The organism is Streptomyces sp. NPDC002851 (assembly GCF_053591935.1).
Genome location: NZ_JBSFUT010000019.1, coordinates 63,228 through 78,453, shown reverse-complemented (window position 1 = coordinate 78,453; position 15,226 = coordinate 63,228). Strand labels below are relative to the sequence as shown.

At 72.2% G+C, this 15,226-nt stretch carries 11 protein-coding genes; 2 read left to right on the top strand and 9 right to left on the bottom strand.

Going from position 1 to position 15,226, the window contains the following annotated elements; translation table 11 throughout:
• Window positions 1-3 precede the first annotated feature (3 nt).
• Both lysX and ACWD10_RS21155 read right to left on the bottom strand, forming a co-directional pair.
• A complete protein-coding gene (gene lysX, locus ACWD10_RS21160; protein WP_451093148.1) occupies window positions 4-3,333 on the bottom strand; it encodes a bifunctional lysylphosphatidylglycerol synthetase/lysine--tRNA ligase LysX in 3,330 nt (1,109 codons plus the stop codon).
• Between the two features lie 296 nt (window positions 3,334-3,629).
• The gene (locus ACWD10_RS21155; RefSeq protein ID WP_451093146.1) at window positions 3,630-4,868 is read right to left on the bottom strand and encodes a CapA family protein; all 1,239 of its coding nucleotides are present in this window, start codon (window positions 4,866-4,868) and stop codon (window positions 3,630-3,632) included.
• Window positions 4,869-5,661: 793 nt separating this feature from the next.
• Here ACWD10_RS21155 and ACWD10_RS21150 point away from each other — a divergent pair.
• A complete protein-coding gene (locus tag ACWD10_RS21150; protein WP_451093144.1) occupies window positions 5,662-6,192 on the top strand; it encodes a hypothetical protein in 531 nt (176 codons plus the stop codon).
• 37 nt (window positions 6,193-6,229) lie between these two features.
• On the opposite strand, the gene ACWD10_RS21145 is transcribed toward ACWD10_RS21150, so the two are convergent.
• Together ACWD10_RS21145 and ACWD10_RS21140 are read right to left on the bottom strand one after the other, a co-directional pair.
• On the bottom strand, window positions 6,230-7,093 hold the full coding sequence (locus ACWD10_RS21145; RefSeq protein WP_451093142.1) for an Fpg/Nei family DNA glycosylase: 864 nt from the start codon (window positions 7,091-7,093) through the stop codon (window positions 6,230-6,232).
• Between the two features lies 1 nt (window position 7,094).
• The gene (locus ACWD10_RS21140) at window positions 7,095-9,155 is read right to left on the bottom strand and encodes a SpoIIE family protein phosphatase (RefSeq protein ID WP_451093140.1); all 2,061 of its coding nucleotides are present in this window, start codon (window positions 9,153-9,155) and stop codon (window positions 7,095-7,097) included.
• 298 nt (window positions 9,156-9,453) lie between these two features.
• Here ACWD10_RS21140 and ACWD10_RS21135 point away from each other — a divergent pair, with 298 nt between their 5' ends.
• Window positions 9,454-10,899 carry a lipase maturation factor family protein gene (locus ACWD10_RS21135; RefSeq protein WP_451093138.1) on the top strand — a complete coding sequence of 482 codons (1,446 nt, stop codon included), beginning with the start codon at window positions 9,454-9,456 and terminating at the stop codon, window positions 10,897-10,899.
• Here ACWD10_RS21135 and ACWD10_RS21130 read toward each other — a convergent pair.
• From ACWD10_RS21130 to ACWD10_RS21110, 5 genes are read right to left on the bottom strand one after another with little or no spacing between them, the layout of a single operon-like run.
• A complete protein-coding gene (locus ACWD10_RS21130) occupies window positions 10,878-11,774 on the bottom strand; it encodes an amidohydrolase family protein (protein ID WP_451093136.1) in 897 nt (298 codons plus the stop codon). The genes ACWD10_RS21135 and ACWD10_RS21130 overlap by 22 nt on opposite strands.
• Complete coding sequence (locus ACWD10_RS21125; protein ID WP_451093134.1) at window positions 11,762-12,073, bottom strand: L-rhamnose mutarotase; 312 nt, start codon at window positions 12,071-12,073, stop codon at window positions 11,762-11,764. Before ACWD10_RS21125 ends, ACWD10_RS21130 begins: the two co-directional genes overlap by 13 nt.
• Complete coding sequence (locus ACWD10_RS21120) at window positions 12,070-13,056, bottom strand: aldo/keto reductase (RefSeq protein WP_451093132.1); 987 nt, start codon at window positions 13,054-13,056, stop codon at window positions 12,070-12,072. The genes ACWD10_RS21125 and ACWD10_RS21120 overlap by 4 nt, the downstream gene beginning before the upstream one ends.
• Window positions 13,053-13,835, bottom strand: a complete 783-nt coding sequence (locus ACWD10_RS21115) for an SDR family NAD(P)-dependent oxidoreductase (protein WP_451093130.1) — start codon at window positions 13,833-13,835, stop codon at window positions 13,053-13,055. Before ACWD10_RS21115 ends, ACWD10_RS21120 begins: the two co-directional genes overlap by 4 nt.
• Window positions 13,832-15,202: an enolase C-terminal domain-like protein gene (locus tag ACWD10_RS21110; protein WP_451093128.1), complete on the bottom strand. Its 1,371-nt coding sequence runs from the start codon at window positions 15,200-15,202 to the stop codon at window positions 13,832-13,834. The genes ACWD10_RS21115 and ACWD10_RS21110 overlap by 4 nt, the downstream gene beginning before the upstream one ends.
• Window positions 15,203-15,226 lie beyond the last annotated feature (24 nt).

Sequence of the window (15,226 nt, the reverse complement as noted above, 5' to 3'; positions counted from 1 at the left end):
CGGTCAACGGCGGCGTACAAGAGGGAAGGGCAGCGTTTCGCGAATCGTCAACCCCGTGAGGAACATGACGAGCCGGTCAACACCCATGCCCAGACCGCCGGTGGGCGGCATCGCGTACTCGAGGGCGTCCAGGAAGTCCTCGTCCAGCTCCATCGCCTCCGGGTCTCCCCCGGCGGCGAGCAGCGACTGTGCGGTCAGGCGGCGGCGCTGCTCCACCGGGTCGGTCAACTCCGAGTAGGCGGTGCCGAGTTCGGTGCCGAAGGCGACCAGGTCCCAGCGCTCGGCGAGCCGCGGATCGGTGCGGTGCTGGCGTGTGAGCGGTGAGACGTCGGTCGGGAAGTCCTTGTAGAAAGTAGGCAGTTCGGTCTTCTCCTCGACCAGGCGCTCGTACATTTCGAGTACGACGTCGCCGCGGCCGTCGTCCGCCGTGTACGGCACCTCGGCCCGGTCGCAGAGGCGGAGCAGGGCGGGCAGTTCGGTGTCGGCGGTGACCTCTTCGCCGAGGGCTTCGGAGATCGCTTCGTGGACCGTCTTGACCGGCCAGAGCCCCGAGATGTCGTGCTCGGTCAACTTCCCGTCGCCGTCCGCCTTGTGGGCGACCGGGCGGCCGAACGCGGCGGTCGCGGCGCCCTGGATGAGCTCGCGGGTGAGGTCGAGCATCACGTCGTAGTCGGCGAAGGCCTGGTAGGCCTCCAGCATCGTGAACTCGGGGTTGTGCTTGTAGGAGACGCCCTCGTTGCGGAAGGTCCGGCCGAGTTCGAAGACCTTCTCCAGGCCGCCGACGCACAGCCGCTTCAGATACAGCTCCGGGGCGATCCGCAGATACAGGTCGAGGTCGTAGGCGTTGATGTGCGTGGTGAACGGGCGGGCGTTGGCGCCGCCGTGGATCTGTTGCAGCATCGGCGTCTCGACCTCGAGGTAGCCGCGGTCCAACAGGCCCTGGCGCAGCGCCTGTACGGCGATGGAGCGGGCCCGCACCACGGCGCGGGCGTCCGGGTCCGCGACCAGGTCGACATAGCGGCGGCGCACCTTGGCCTCGGGGTCGGTCAGGCCACGGCGCTTGTCGGGCAGCGGGCGCAGGCACTTGCCGGTGAGCTGCCAGGCGTTGACGAAGACGGACAGCTCGCCCTTGTCGGAGGCGCCGACCTCGCCGTCCGCGGTGAGGTGGTCGCCGATGTCGATGACCTCGGTGAAGCGGGCCAGGGCCTCGGGATGTTCGCGCGTGAAGACCAGTTGCAGATCGCCGGACCAGTCGCGGAGCAGCGCGAAGACGACGCCGCCGAGGTCGCGTACGAGCATCACGCGCCCGGCGACGGTGACCTTGTCGCCGGTGCGGGTGCCCGCGGGCACATCGGGGTGCTCGGCGCGGATCGCGGCGAGGGTGTGGCTGCGCTGGGCGATACCCACGGGGTACGGGTCGATGCCCGCGTCCTGGAGGCGGCGCAGCTTCAGGTGGCGGATGCGGACCTGCTCGGGGAGCCCGGCCAGCGGGTCGGCCTCCGCCACCGCGGCCTTGGCCAGGCCGAGTTCGGCGATGGAGGGCAGCCCCGCGGTGGTGGACGGCATGAAGGAGCGGTGCGTGTGGCCCTTGCCCCAGAGCTTGCGCATGCTGGGTACGGCCACGAAGCCCTCCGCGATGCCGGAGGCCAGGCCGATACGGGCGAGGGCGCCCGCGTCGCCGTAACAGATGAAGCGCGGGAACCACTCGGGGTCGTATTTGGCGTTGGAGCGGTAGAGCGCCTCCAGCTGCCACCACTTGGAGAAGAAGAGCAGCAGTCGGCGCCAGAGGCGAAGGACCGGGCCCGCGCCGATCCGGCCGCCCTCCTCGAAGACGGAGCGGAAGACGGCGAAGTTCAGGGAGACCCGCCGTACCCCCAACTTGCCGACGGCGCCGCAGAGTTCGGCGACCATGAACTCCATGACGCCGTTGGGCGCGGTGCGGTCGCGGCGCATCAGGTCGAGTGAGATGCCGTCCCTGCCCCAGGGAACGAAGGACAGCAGCGCGAGCAGTTTGCCGTGGCTGTCCAGACATTCGACGAGCAGGCAGTCGCCGTCCTGTGGGTCGCCGAGCCGGTCCAGGGCCATGGAGAAGCCGCGTTCGGTCTCGGTGTCGCGCCAGGCGTCGGCCCGGTCGATGATCTCCTCCATCTCCGCGTCCGTGAGCGTGGAGTGGCGGCGGACGCGGCAGTGGGCGCCGGTGCGCTTGACGCGGTTGACGGCCTGCCGGGTGACGCGCATGTCGCGGCCGTCGAGGTCGAACTTGTTGACGTACAGGATCGCCTCGTCGCCGAGTTGGAGGGCGCCCATGCCGTGCCGGGCGAACGCCTTGGCGCCCTCCTCGGACGCGCCCATCACGGCCGGGGCCCAGGCATACCGCTTGGCGACGTCCAGCCAGGCGTCGATGGCCTGGTCCCAGGCGCCCGCGTCGCCGACCGGGTCGCCACTGGCCAGACAGACGCCGGCCTCGACGCGGTAGGTGACGGCGGCCCGCCCGCTGGGGGCGAACACGACGGCCTTGTCCCGGCGGGTGGCGAAGTAGCCGAGCGAGTCCTGCTCGCCATAGGCGCCGAGCAGCGCCCGGATGCGGTCCTCCTCGTCGCCGTGCAGCGCGGCCTCCATGCGCTGCGAGCGGAACAGCGTCATCGCGGCGTACAGGAGGGCGAGCGCGCCGAACAGGCCGAGGAAGAAATTGAGCGGCCGCGGCGGGGCGCCGTCGAACTGGCCGCTGTGCACCAGGCCGCCGCAGACCCGGTTGGCCGCCCAAAGGAGCCGCTGCCCGCGCTCCAGGGAGCCCGGGAACAGCTCGACGAGACCCCAGCCGACCAGAATCGAGACACCGATCCCGGCGCCGAGAACGCCGAGCGCGCGCAGGAAGGCGCCGCGCCGCGCGTCCGCGGAGAACTCCTTGTACGCGAGGACGAGCAGCACGAGCGCCAGGCCGCAGACGAGCACCGAGGGCAGCGACTCGGCCCAGTGGCCAAGGGCGATCCGGATGCCGTCCCAGATGATCAGGATCGACAGATACGCGACGACGATCCGCCAGGCGATGGTCTTGCGGGAGGCGCAGGCCGCGGCGAGCAGGAACAGGAACACCGCGTACGCGAGGTTGGCGCTGACCGGCACCGTGGCGAGGTCGAGCGCCCGCGTGACGGGCCGCAGGAGGCGGCGCAGCGGCGCGATGACGGCGATGACCGCGCAATAGAGGCCGAGGAGCCCGAAGAACGTCCCGAACCCGTCCGGGACCCGACTCAGCCAGCCGCCGCGCGAGCCCTGACCGGCCCCGCGCGCCGACCGCTCGGCTATCGGTCCCCTGTCTTCCACGCGCACAGTCATGGATCCGACTCTAGGAATGCCGTACGGCGACCGCGCGTCGGAAGCGTGGCTGCGGGGGGTACGAAATCCAGCCCGTTCGGCGTGTGAGGACGAGCGCGTTCAGGGCGAGAAGGGCGGGGCCTGGGCGCGCAGCCTGGAGTCCCTGATCCCGGAGATCCGGGGTGCGGCCGAGCGGGTGACGGACCTACGAGCGGGTGACGGACCTCTACGACGAACCTTCTGCGAACCTTCCGCGAGGCTCGGGCCGGTGAGCGGGTGCGGTCCGCTCGCCCGCCCACCGGTCGGATGGGGCCCGTCTACCGCCCCATCATCAGACCCTGCTCGGCCGCTCCCCTGCTCAGGACGACGTCCCGGATGCGGTCGCGGATGGCGCTGTGGTCGGCGCCGCGCTCGATGGCCGCGTTGAGGTTGACGATCCGGCCCGCGTCCGGGTCGAACCACTGCGGCAGGAACTCGGCCTTCGTCACCTGCCAGCGCCCGCCGGGCTTCTTGGGCGGTACGAAGGTGAAGCGGCCGATGGTGCCCTGGTTGCCGCGCGGGTCTTCGGCGCCCGAGTAGTTGATCATGCGCCCGGCGATCTGGTCGCCCATGCCGTACACCACCCAGGTCCCGTTGACCTTCTCGTACGCCTGCGGGACATGTGCGTGCGTGCCGATGATGAGGTCGATGTCGGGGCGGCCGTTGGTGTTCGAGGCGGTGAGTTCCTCGGCCAGCTGGAGTTGCTTGGCGTCGGGCTCGTCCTGCCACTCGGTGCCCCAGTGCGGCGAGAGCACCACCACGTCGGCACCGGCCTTCCGGGCCGCCCGCGCCTTGGCGATGATCTTCTCCGGGTCCAGGAGGTCGAGGGCCCACGGCTGCCCCTTGGGGAGCGGGAGTCCGTTGGTGCCGTAGGTCGCGGCGATGTGGGCGACCTTGGCGCCGCCCGCCCGCAGCATCGTGGGCGTGGCCGCTTCCTTGGCGGTACGGGCCGAACCGGCGTGCTGGACGCCCGCCTTGTCGAGGGCGTCGAGGGTGCGGCTCAGCCCGGCCCGGCCGTCGTCCAGGGTGTGGTTGGAGGCCGTGGAGCAGGAGTCGTAGCCGGTGGCGGCGAGGCCTTCGGCCACCTGGGGCGGGGACTTGAAGGCCGGGTAGCCGGTGTAGTCGCCGTTCTCGCCGTAGACCGTCTCCATATGACAGATCGCCAGGTCCGCCCGGGAGATCACCGGCTTGGCCCCGGCCAGCATCGGCCCGAAGTCGTAACCGTCGCCGCCCGCGTCGGCCGCGGCCCGCTGAATGATCGAGTCGTGCGGCAGCACGTCGCCGGTCGCGGCGAGCGTGAAGCCGCGCCGCTGCGGCGCGGCATGCCCACCGGCCGCGGACGGCGCGGGCGGGGTGGCCCGGTGCGGCGCCCGCGACCCGGCGCCGGGCGGTGCGGAGCACGCGGCAGCGGTGCCGAGCAGCACGGCGGTGGCGGTGACGGCGGCCGTGGTGCGGGGGTGGCGGCGTGCGGCGCGGAGACGGTGTGCGGTGCAGGGGAGGTGGCTGCGAGGGGGCATCGGTGTGGCTCCGTTGATCGGTGGGGGGGTGCGCCCGCCGGGGAGCGGTTTTCGGCCCGGGGGCGGGTTCCGGTCGTACGAATCCACCCGTCGGACCGCGTGACGATCAAGGAGCGTCTCCGAGGGCGCCGGGAAGACCAACGGAAATGGCTGTCCGGGGCGGCAGCCGGCCGCCCACCGGTGGCCGGTTCGTCGGATCGCGGCGAGAATGCGCGGCGGGAGACGCCCGGGTACGCGTACGGCAGCACCCCCGGGCCCTGCGTTCGGACCACGCTTTTCTACGTCCGTGGCTGTGCTCGGCGGGACGGCGTGCGCCCGCGGGGGCCAGGTCCTGTCGTCAGACTCGCGTCGTCGCCCGGAGGGCGGCCCTGCCGGGGGTACCTCCCGCTCGAGCGAAGCCGAGAGTGGGGGAGTCTGGTGCGGCGATCGCAAGGCGCCGGAAGGCCCACGTAGCGACGCTACTTGGGCCTTCCGGCAACGCCGCGAGCGTGCGTGCCAGGCGTCGCGGGGCAGGCGGGAGTCTGACGACAGGGCCTAGGGGTGACGGAAGCGTGCTGCGCACGGCCTTCCGCCCGGTACCGTGAAGTCCCGCGCGTACGATGCGGTGCGCGCGCTGCGGCGAGTTTCATCCGGGGTACGCCGCCGAGCTGCGGTGAAACCGACGGTCCGGTCAAGCCTCCGTAAAAGGCCTTGCCCCGGGCCGAGTTCAGTAATCGGCTACTCCCACACCGGGTCGCGGCAGAGGCTCACCCGCGCACGGACCGGAGTTACCGGACGAGAAGGGCTGGACAGGATGCAGCACAGAAGCACGGACGGCGGCGCCGGGGACCGCGGTGGCCGCGGCGGGGACGCGCTAGTAGTGCCGATGTCCTGGCTGTACGCCGAGTACATCGCCGACGAACTGCTGCGCACCGGCGAGCTGATGCCACCCACGTCCTTCGAGTACAAGGCGGGCCGGGACGCCCTCGCCCTGACCATCTTCCTGGCCGACTCGGAGGGCGAACTGTCCGGGATCCGGGTGGTCTCGCAGCTGGACACCTGGCTGTCGCTGACCGCGTACGACACGGCCTGGCAGGACTGGGTGTGCGAGCGGATGGACCTCCTGGAGGCGGAGGCCTTCGAGGCGGGCGGCGCCGGGCCGGATCTGGAGCTGGCCCGGGAGACCTGGCGGTGGCTGGAGGAGACGGAGCTGCTCGCGCCGGATCTGGACGCGGCGCTGCTCGAACTCGGGCCCGGGTTCTCGGAGGACGAGGGGCCGAAGGTGTGGACGCCCGCTTGGCAGTTGGGGCTGCCGTTGGGGCATCTGGCGATCCATCTGTTCTGAAGTGGCCGGTAAACGGCGCTACTTCCGGTAAGCGGCGCTACTTGAGGAGGCGGGACATCCGGCGGTCGGCGAGCGGCTTGCCGCCGGTCTGGCAGGTGGGGCAGTACTGCAACGACGAGTCCCGGTAGGAGACTTCGCGGATCGTGTCGTCGCAGACCGGGCAGGGCTCGCCGGTGCGGCCGTGCACGCGCAGGCCGCTCTTCTTCTCGGCCTTCAGGCGGCCCGCGGCGAGGCCGCGGGAGCGTTCGACGGCCGTGTCCAGGGTGGTGCGCAGCGCCTCGTAGAGGGTCTGCGTCTCCTCGGCGGTGAGGCTCGCGGCGAGCTTGAACGGGGACATCTTCGCGGCGTGCAGGATCTCATCGCTGTACGCGTTGCCGATCCCGGCGATCAGGCTCTGGTCCCGCAACGCGCCCTTCAGCTGCCGCCGTTCACCTGCGAGCAGCCCGGCGAACGCGGCCGCGTCGAAGTCCGGGGCGAGCGGGTCGGGGCCGAGGCGGGCGATGCCGGGGACCTCGTCCGGGGCGTGTACGACGTACACCGCGAGGCGCTTCTGCGTTCCGGCCTCGGTCAGGTCGAAGCCGGAGCCGTCCTCGAGGGCGACGCGCAGCGCGAGCGGGCCCTTGCCGGGGCGGGGCGGGCCGCTGGGCAGGGTGTCCTTCCACTGGAGCCAGCCCGCGCGGGCGAGGTGGGTGACGAGTTGGGGGCCGTCGGCGGTGCGCAGGGCGAGGAACTTGCCGTACCGGTCGATGCCCGTGACGGTCCGTCCTTCGAGGGCGGTCAGCGGCGGGTCGTACGTCTTGAGGACGCTGACCGCCACGGGCAGCATCCGCACGATCCGCAGCCCGGTCAGGTGCTCGGTGAGGAAGCCGCGCAGGGCTTCCACCTCGGGGAGTTCCGGCACCTCAGCTCCTCTCCCGCTTCTCCGGCACGATGAATTCGCACCATACGCACTTGCCGCTGCCGCGTGGCTCCACGCCCCAGACGTCCGCGAGACGGTCCACGAGGAGCAGGCCGCGCCCGGAGACCCCATTCTCGCCCGCCTCGCGGCGGCGCGGCAGGGCGCTGGAGACGTCCTCGACCTCGACGCGCAGGCGCCGGTCGACGGCGGTGACGACGCGCACCGTGACGACGGCGGCGCCTTCGGTGTGCATCAGGGCGTTGGTGATCAGTTCGTCGGCGGCGAGCTCGATCTCGTCGGCGCGGTGGTCCGCGCCCCAGGCGCCGACGGCGGCCCGGATCAGGTGGCGGGCCCCGGCCAGGGCCTCGGGGTCGCCGGGCGGGACGAGTTCCTTGAGGCGGCCACCGGTCCGGGGGACGCCGGTGTCGCGGCGGCGCAGCAGGAGCAGGGCCGCGTCGTCCTCGCCGCCGCGTTCGTCGACGAGGTCGCAGAGCCGTTCGGCGAGCTTGTCGAGATCCTGGGGGCCCGCGCGAACCTCCGCGGCGAGGGCCTGCATGCCGTCGCCGAGGTCGGCGCCCGGCTGTTCCACGAGTCCGTCGGTGCACAGGATCAGGGTCTGGCCGGGGTCGAGGTCCAGCGTGGTGACGGGGTAGTCGAGCCATCCGAACTCGGCGGAGAGGCCGAGAGGCATGCCGCCCGCCACGGGCACCGGGCGGCAGCTGCCGTCGGTGTACCGAAGGAGCGGGTCTATATGTCCGGCCCGGACCATCTGCACGAGTCCGGTGCCGGGGTCGGCCTGGGCGTACAGGCAGGTGGCGAAGCGGTCGGTGTCGAGTTCGTGCAGGAAGGCGGAGGCGCGGGCCATCACGGTGGCGGGGTCGTGGCCCTCGGCGGCGTAGGCGCGCAGCACGATCCGCAGCTGGCCCATGACGGCGGCGGCGTCCGTGTCGTGGCCCTGTACGTCGCCGATGACGGCGCCGATGCGGCCGCCGGGCAGCGGGATCACGTCGTACCAGTCGCCGCCGATGTCCCGGCCGACCTTGGCCGAGCGGTAGCGGACCGCGATGTCGGCGCCGGGCACGGCCGGGATGCTGCGCGGCAGCATGGCCTGCTGGAGGCCCTGGGCGAGGTCCTTGTCCTGCTCGAACAGCATGGCGCGGGCCAGGCTCTGGGCGATGCTGCTGCCGAGCGCGACGAGCAGGTTGCGCTCGTCGGCGGTGAAGCCGGTCCGGTCCCGGTAGAGCAGGCCGAGCGCACCGATCGGCCGGGCCTGGGCGATCAGCGGCAGATACGCGGCCGAGCTGATATCCAGGTACTCGATGTTCGACCACAGGTCCGGGTACGACCGGGCGAAGTCCTCGCGGCTCTCGATGAAGCGCGGGGTGAGGGTGCGGACCACCTCGCTCATCGGGTACGGCTCGTCGACGCGGGTGAAGCGGGTGCCGGGCACGAAGGACCCCGCCGGGCCCTCGGCGATCAGGTGGATACGGCCCGCCTCCACGAGGCCCATGACCATGCTGGCGGCACCGAAGTGGCGCAGCCCCTCGGTGTCACCGAGCACGTCGATGACGTCCTGCACGGTGCGGGCGCTGGCCAGGGCCGCCGTGGTGCTCTCCACGATGTTGGTACGCCGCCGTGCCTCGGCGTCCCGCACCCTGCGCACCCGGGTGTCACTGAGCTCCTGAGTGGCGTCCCGCACGATGCCGATGATGCGCCGGGGCCGCCCGGATCCGTCCCGCCGGACATAGCCCTGGGTATGGGTCCAGCGCAGAGAGCCGTCCCGGGTGCGGATCCGGAAGTACGTCCCGTAATTCTCGCCGCCGCTCTTCAGCGTCTCCGAGACCAGCGCGTCCAACCGGTGCCGCTCACCGACCGGCACCCGCACCGCGAGACTCGTGGGCCGCCCGTCGTACTCCTCGGGCCTCAGATCGAAGACCTGATGGGCCTGCGCGTCCATGTGCATGAGGCCGGTGTCGAGGTCCCAGTCGAAGGTGCCCATGCGGTTGAGCGCCAGGATCGGATCCGGGTGGGTGGGCCGGTCATCGGCCGGGAGCTCCTCCACCATGCGCCCACTTTGTCATCAGTCAGGGCATTTTTCGAGATATACGATTTTGCCGACTGGTCTCCGGACGGTGGCCCGGCCCGGTTTCCCGGCTGTGCCCCAGCACGTCGCCACCGCGATCTGCGGCGTACGGGTGACGGGCGCGGGGCTAGGCTCGTCCGTCCGCGTGGCCGTCGATTCCGTGAACGGGTCGGGTCCCGCCTGGGCAACGGGCTGGAGGAAAGCCACGGGACGCCCCCAAGTCGGGACCGAGGCGCCCCCAGGCCGGGAAGAGGGCCGTCGGCGGAGTGACAATGAGGGGGTGGAGTGGTTCACGGAGCCCGGCTACTGGCTGTCCCGGCTGATCTTCCAGCGGGCAGTGGCCGCCCTGTACCTCGTCGCGTTCCTCGGGGCGGCGCTGCAATTCCGTGCGCTCATCGGGGAGCGGGGCATGCTGCCGGTGCCGCGCTATGTGGAACACGTGCGGTTCCGGCACGCGCCGAGCCTGTTCCAGTGGCGCTACTCGGACCGGCTCTTCGCGGTCGTGGCCTGGACGGGCGTGGCGTTCGGGGTCGGGCTGCTCGCGGGCGTGCACGAACTGGTGCCGCTGTGGGCCTCGATGCTCCTCTGGCTGGTGCCGTGGGCGCTGTACCTGTCGATCGTGAACGTCGGTCAGACCTGGTACTCCTTCGGCTGGGAGTCGCTCCTGCTCGAAGTGGGCTTTCTCGCCGTCTTCCTCGGCAACGACGAGGTGGCGCCGCCGGTACTCGTGCTGTGGCTGCTTCGCTGGGTGCTCTTCCGCGTCGAGTTCGGCGCGGGGCTCATCAAGATGCGCGGCGACCCGTGCTGGCGGAATCTGACCTGCCTCTACTACCACCACGAGACCCAGCCGATGCCGGGCCCGCTGAGCTGGTTCTTCCACCATCTGCCGCGGCCGCTGCACCGGGTCGAGGTGGGCGCCAACCACGTCACGCAACTCGCCGTGCCCTTCCTCCTGTTCACCCCGCAGCCGGTGGCGTCGGTCGCGGCCACCCTGATGGTCCTGACGCAGCTGTGGCTGATCCTGTCCGGCAACTTCGCCTGGCTGAACTGGATCACGGTCGCGGTCGCCCTGTCGGTGATCGACTACTCGCCGGTGGCCGGGGATCCGCCCGCGTTCGCCGCCGCGCCCCTCTGGTACGAGGTCGTGGTCCTGGGCCTCACGGCCCTGGTGGTCGTGCTGAGTTACCGTCCGGCGCGCAATCTGCTCTCCCGCCGGCAGCTGATGAACTATTCCTTCGACCCGCTGCACCTCGTCAACGCCTACGGCGCGTTCGGTTCCATCGGCCGGGTGCGTACGGAGGTGGTGGTGGAGGGCACCTCCGAGCCGGTGCCGCTGCCGGACGCCGGGTGGCACGAGTACGAGTTCCGCGGCAAGCCCGGCGACGTACACCGTCTTCCGCGGCAGTTCGCGCCGTACCACCTGCGTCTGGACTGGCTGATGTGGTTCGCCGGGCTCTCCCCCGCGTACGCCCGTGCCTGGTTCGGGCCGTTCGTGGAGCGGCTGCTCGAGAACGACCGGGACACGCTGCGGCTGCTCCGCCACAACCCGTTCCCGGACGCACCGCCGACGCACGTCCGCGCGCTCCTGTACCACTACCGCTACACCACCTGGCGCGAGTTGCGCGAGACGGGCGCCTGGTGGCACCGGACGTACATCCGCGACTACCTGCCGCCGACACGGCTCGAGGTGCTGCCGCCGCGCGCTCAGGAGGAGCGCAAGCCGTAGACCCGCGCGGCGGTACCGCGGAACACCGCGTCGCGCTCCGCCGACGACAGCTCCTCCGTCACCTCACCTGCCACCGCCATGACTTGGCCGTACGACGCCGCGAGCGTGCACACCGGCCAGTCGGAGCCGAACATCAAGCGGTCGGGCCCGAAGGCGTCGAGCGCGGTCTCGGTGTACGGCCGCAGATCGGCGGTCTTCCAGGTGGCGGTCTTCCAGGTGTCCGGGGCGGCCTCCGTGACGAGGCCGGAGAGTTTGCCGACGGTGTTGGGCAGGGCGGCCAGGGCGCGCAGGTCGGCCGCCCAGGGGGTGAGGTCACCGGTGGCGATGGGCGGCTTGCCCAAGTGGTCCAGGACGAAGGTGAGTTCGGGGTGCGCGGCGGCCGCGCGAGCGCAGGCCGGGAGCTGGTGCGGCAGCACCACGAGGTCGTACGCCAGGCCCGCGGCGGCCACGGCGGCCAGGCCCCGGGCCACGTCCGGCCGCAGCAGCCACGCGGGATCCGGCTCGCCCTGCACCTGGTGCCGGATGCCCACCAGGCGGTCCCCGCCGGGGAGTTCGCGCAGTGCGGCCAGGCGGTCGGCGATGTCCGGTGCCGTGAGGTCGGTCCAGCCGACGACGCCCGCGACGAGGCCCGAGCCGTCCGCCAGTGCGAGCAGCTCCGGGGTCTCCTCGGGCACCGTCACCGTCTGTACGACGACCGTCGCGGTCACCCCGGCCCCGCGGGCCCGCGGGGCGAGCTCGTCGAGGGCGAAGTTCCGGCGGATCGGGGCGAGTTCGGGGTCGGTGATCCAGTCCTGGTCGCGTACGGTCAGGTCCCAGACGTGGTGGTGGGCGTCGATCACGGGCGGTACTTCGGCGTTGGCGGTCACAGCTGCCACACCACCGGCAGTCCGGCGGCCGCGCCCTCGGCCGAGTAGTCGTGCGTCACGTCGAGAAGCTCCGCCATCCGGGCCTGCCAGGCCACATTCACCGGCAGCTGCGCCAACTCCGCGAGCAGCCGGGCGTAATCCGCGCACTCGATGACGTGGAAGAGGTCCGTCCCGCTGCGCCAGATCGTCCAGGACGTGGCCCCGGCGGCGCGGATGGCGACGGTCAGCTCCCCGGGCACTTCGCGATGGGCGGCCTCGTACTCCTCGACGCGGTCGGCGCGGACCTTGGTGTGCAGGGCGACTCTCATGCGGGCTCCCGTAGCGGCAGGGGGACGCCGGCGGACAGCAGGCCCGCTGCCCGTGCCTCGTGCCAGAAGTCGTCCGGTACCGGCGCGCCCGACCGGGCGACGGCGTCCCGCACTTCGTCCGGTGAGCGGGCGCCGACCAGGACGGTCGCGACGGCCGGGTGCCCGAAGGGGAACGCGAGGGCGGCGGCGCGCAGCGTGCTGCCGTGCCGTTCGGCCAGGGCCTTGAACTCGCTGGCGCGCGCGACGAGTTCGGCGGGGGCCCGGGCGTAGTCGTACGGTGCGTCGGGCCTCGGGTCGGCGAGCAGGCCGGAGTTGAACACGCCGCCGAGCACCACGTCGGTGCCGCGCGCCGCGGCCGCGGGCAGCAGCTCGGCGAGGGCGCTCTGATCGAGGAGGGTGTAGCGGCCCGCGCACAGCACGACGTCCACGTCCGTGTCGCGCACGAATCGCGTCAGCATCCGGGCCTGGTTCATGCCCGCGCCGATCCGGGTGACGACGCCCTCGGCGCGCAGCCGTTCGAGGGCCGGGTAGCCCTCGCGGAAGGCCTGCTCGGCGTGGTCGTCCGGGTCGTGCAGGTACACGGTGTCGACCCGGTCGAGGCCGAGGCGGGCGAGGCTCGCCTCCAGGGAGCGGCGTACGCCGTCGGCGCTGAAGTCCCAGACGCGGCGGTGCGTTGCGGGGACGGCGAACCCGGCGGCCAGGTCGTCGCCGGGGCGCGGGTCGGGGCGCGGATCGGGCTCCAGGAGGCGGCCCACCTTGGTCGAGAGCCGGTAGGCGGCGCGCGGCCGCCCCCGCAGGGCCGCGCCGAGGCGGCGTTCGGACAGGCCGAGGCCGTAGTGGGGGGCGGTGTCGAAGGCGCGGATACCGAGGTCCCAGGCGGTGGTGACGGTCGCGTGTGCCTGCTCGTCGGGGACGGGGCGGTACAGGTTGCCGAGCGCCGCGCCACCGAGGGCGAGCCGGTCCTGCCGCGTGGCCCCGTTCACTGCCCCACCGGCCGCAGCCGCAGCCCCTGCATGCCCCCGTCGACCGCGAGTGCCGTACCGGTGGTGGCGCCGGCGGCCGGGCTCGCCAAGTAGGCGATGGCGGCGGCGACTTCGGCCGCCGTGACGAGGCGTCCGGTGGGCTGGCGGGCTTCCAGGGCGGCGCGTTCGGCGGCCGGGTCGGGGGCCGCGTCGAGGAGTCGGCCGACCCATGGGGTGTCGACGGTGCCGGGGTTGACGCAGTTGACGCGGATGCCCTCGCGGACGTGGTCGGCGGCCATGGCGAGGGTCAGGGACAGCACCGCGCCCTTGGACGCGCTGTACAGGGCGCGTTGGGGCAGCCCGGCGGTGGCGGCGATGGAGCAGGTGTTGACGACGGCGGCGCGGCGGGATCGCCGGAGGTGTGGCAGGGCGGCGCGGGTGGTGCGGACGATCCCGAGGACGTTGACGTCGAGGACGTGCCGCCACTCGGTGTCGTCGTTGTCCTCGACGGTGCCCTGGGCGCCGATGCCCGCGTTGTTGACGAGAATGTCGATACCGCGGCCGCCGCCCATCTCGTCGGCGGCCGCGGTCACAGCCGTACGTATGGACGTGTCGTCGGTGACGTCGGCGTACCGGGCGAGCAGCGGCTTGGGCACGGTGTCCGGGTGGAGATCGAGGACGGTGACCTGCGCGCCGCGGGCGGCGAGCAGGTCGGCGGTGGCCCGGCCGATGCCGGATGCGCCCCCGGTGACCAGGGCCTTGAGCCCGTCGAGCCGGGTAGTCGCGTCGAGGTCCGTCATGCGGCGGCTCCCTTGTTCTGTGGTCCGGTCTTGCGTGGTCCGGTGGGCAGGTCGTCGCGCCCGGCCCAGTAACTGCCGTCCGGGTAGCGGTAGGTGGCGATGGACTCGGGGCGCATGGCCGCCGAGAAGCCCGGCCGGTCGGGGGCGACGTAGTGCCCGTCGCGCACCACCGCCGGTACCAGGAAGTGCTCGTGCAGGTGGTCGACGTATTCGATGACGCGGTTCTCGGTGGTGCCGGTGAGCGCGACGTAGTCGAACATCGAGAGGTGCTGGACGAGTTCGCACAGGCCGACGCCGCCCGCGTGCGGGCAGACCGGGACGCCGAAGTGGGCGGCGAGCAGCAGGATCGCGAGGTTCTCGTTGACACCGCCGACGCGGGCCGCGTCGATCTGGAGTACGTCGATGGCTTCGGCCTGGAGGAGTTGTTTGAACACGATGCGGTTCTGCACGTGTTCGCCGGTGGCGACCCGGACGGGGGCGACGCGGGTGCGGATGGCGGCGTGGCCGAGGACGTCGTCGGGGCTGGTGGGCTCCTCGATCCAGTAGGGGTCGTACGGGGCGAGGGCACGGGTCCAGGTGATCGCCTCGTCGACGTTCCAGCGCTGGTTCGCGTCCACGGCGATGCGGACGGTGTCGCCGACGGCGGCGCGGGCGGCGCGCAGTCGGCGCAGGTCGTCGTCGAGGTCGGCGCCGACCTTCAGCTTGATCTGCGTGAAGCCGTCGGTGACGGCGCGGCGGGCGAGCCGGGTGAGCTTCTCGTCGCTGTAGCCGAGCCAGCCGGGCGAGGTGGTGTAGGCGGGGTAGCCGTGCCGCAGCAGGAGTCCGGTCCGCTCCCGCGCGCCGGTGCGGCCGCTCCGCAGCAGGTCGAGGGCGCGTTCGGGGGTGAGGACGTCGGCGATGTAGCGGAAGTCGATCTGGGATACCAGCCACTCGGGGTCGGCCTCGGCGAGCAGCCGCCACAGGGGCTTGGCGGCGCGCTTGGCGGCGAGGTCCCAGACGGCGTTGACGACGGCGCCGATCGCCATGTGCATCACACCCTTCTCGGGCCCGAGCCAGCGGAGTTGGCTGTCGCCGATGAGGGCGCGGTTGAGGGTGCCGGGGTCGGCACAGAGCGCGTCCACCGGCTGTCCGACGACATGGGGGCGGAGCGCTGCGACGGCGGCGACCTGGACGTCGTTGCCGCGCCCGATGGTGAAGCTGAAGCCGTGTCCCTCGTGCCCGTCGGCGGCGTCGGTGCGCAGCACGACATAGGCGGCCGAGTAGTCGGGGTCGGGGTTCATGGCGTCGGAGCCGTCGAGCTCGCGGGAGGTGGGGAAGCGGATGTCGTACGTCTCGACGGCCGTGATGCGAGGAGGAGTTGCTGCCACAGGGGCCCTCTCTTCAGTGGCGCA

What these genes read in the sequence shown, in the direction of transcription:
- lysX (WP_451093148.1), bottom strand. Translation starts at nt 3,333, where the DNA reads ATGACTGTGCGCGTGGAAGACAGGGGACCGATAGCCGAGCGGTCGGCG.
- ACWD10_RS21155 (WP_451093146.1), bottom strand. Translation starts at nt 4,868, where the DNA reads ATGCCCCCTCGCAGCCACCTCCCCTGCACCGCACACCGTCTCCGCGCC.
- ACWD10_RS21150 (WP_451093144.1), top strand. Translation starts at nt 5,662, where the DNA reads ATGCAGCACAGAAGCACGGACGGCGGCGCCGGGGACCGCGGTGGCCGC.
- ACWD10_RS21140 (WP_451093140.1), bottom strand. Translation starts at nt 9,155, where the DNA reads ATGGTGGAGGAGCTCCCGGCCGATGACCGGCCCACCCACCCGGATCCG.
- ACWD10_RS21125 (WP_451093134.1), bottom strand. Translation starts at nt 12,073, where the DNA reads ATGAGAGTCGCCCTGCACACCAAGGTCCGCGCCGACCGCGTCGAGGAG.
- ACWD10_RS21115 (WP_451093130.1), bottom strand. Translation starts at nt 13,835, where the DNA reads ATGACGGACCTCGACGCGACTACCCGGCTCGACGGGCTCAAGGCCCTG.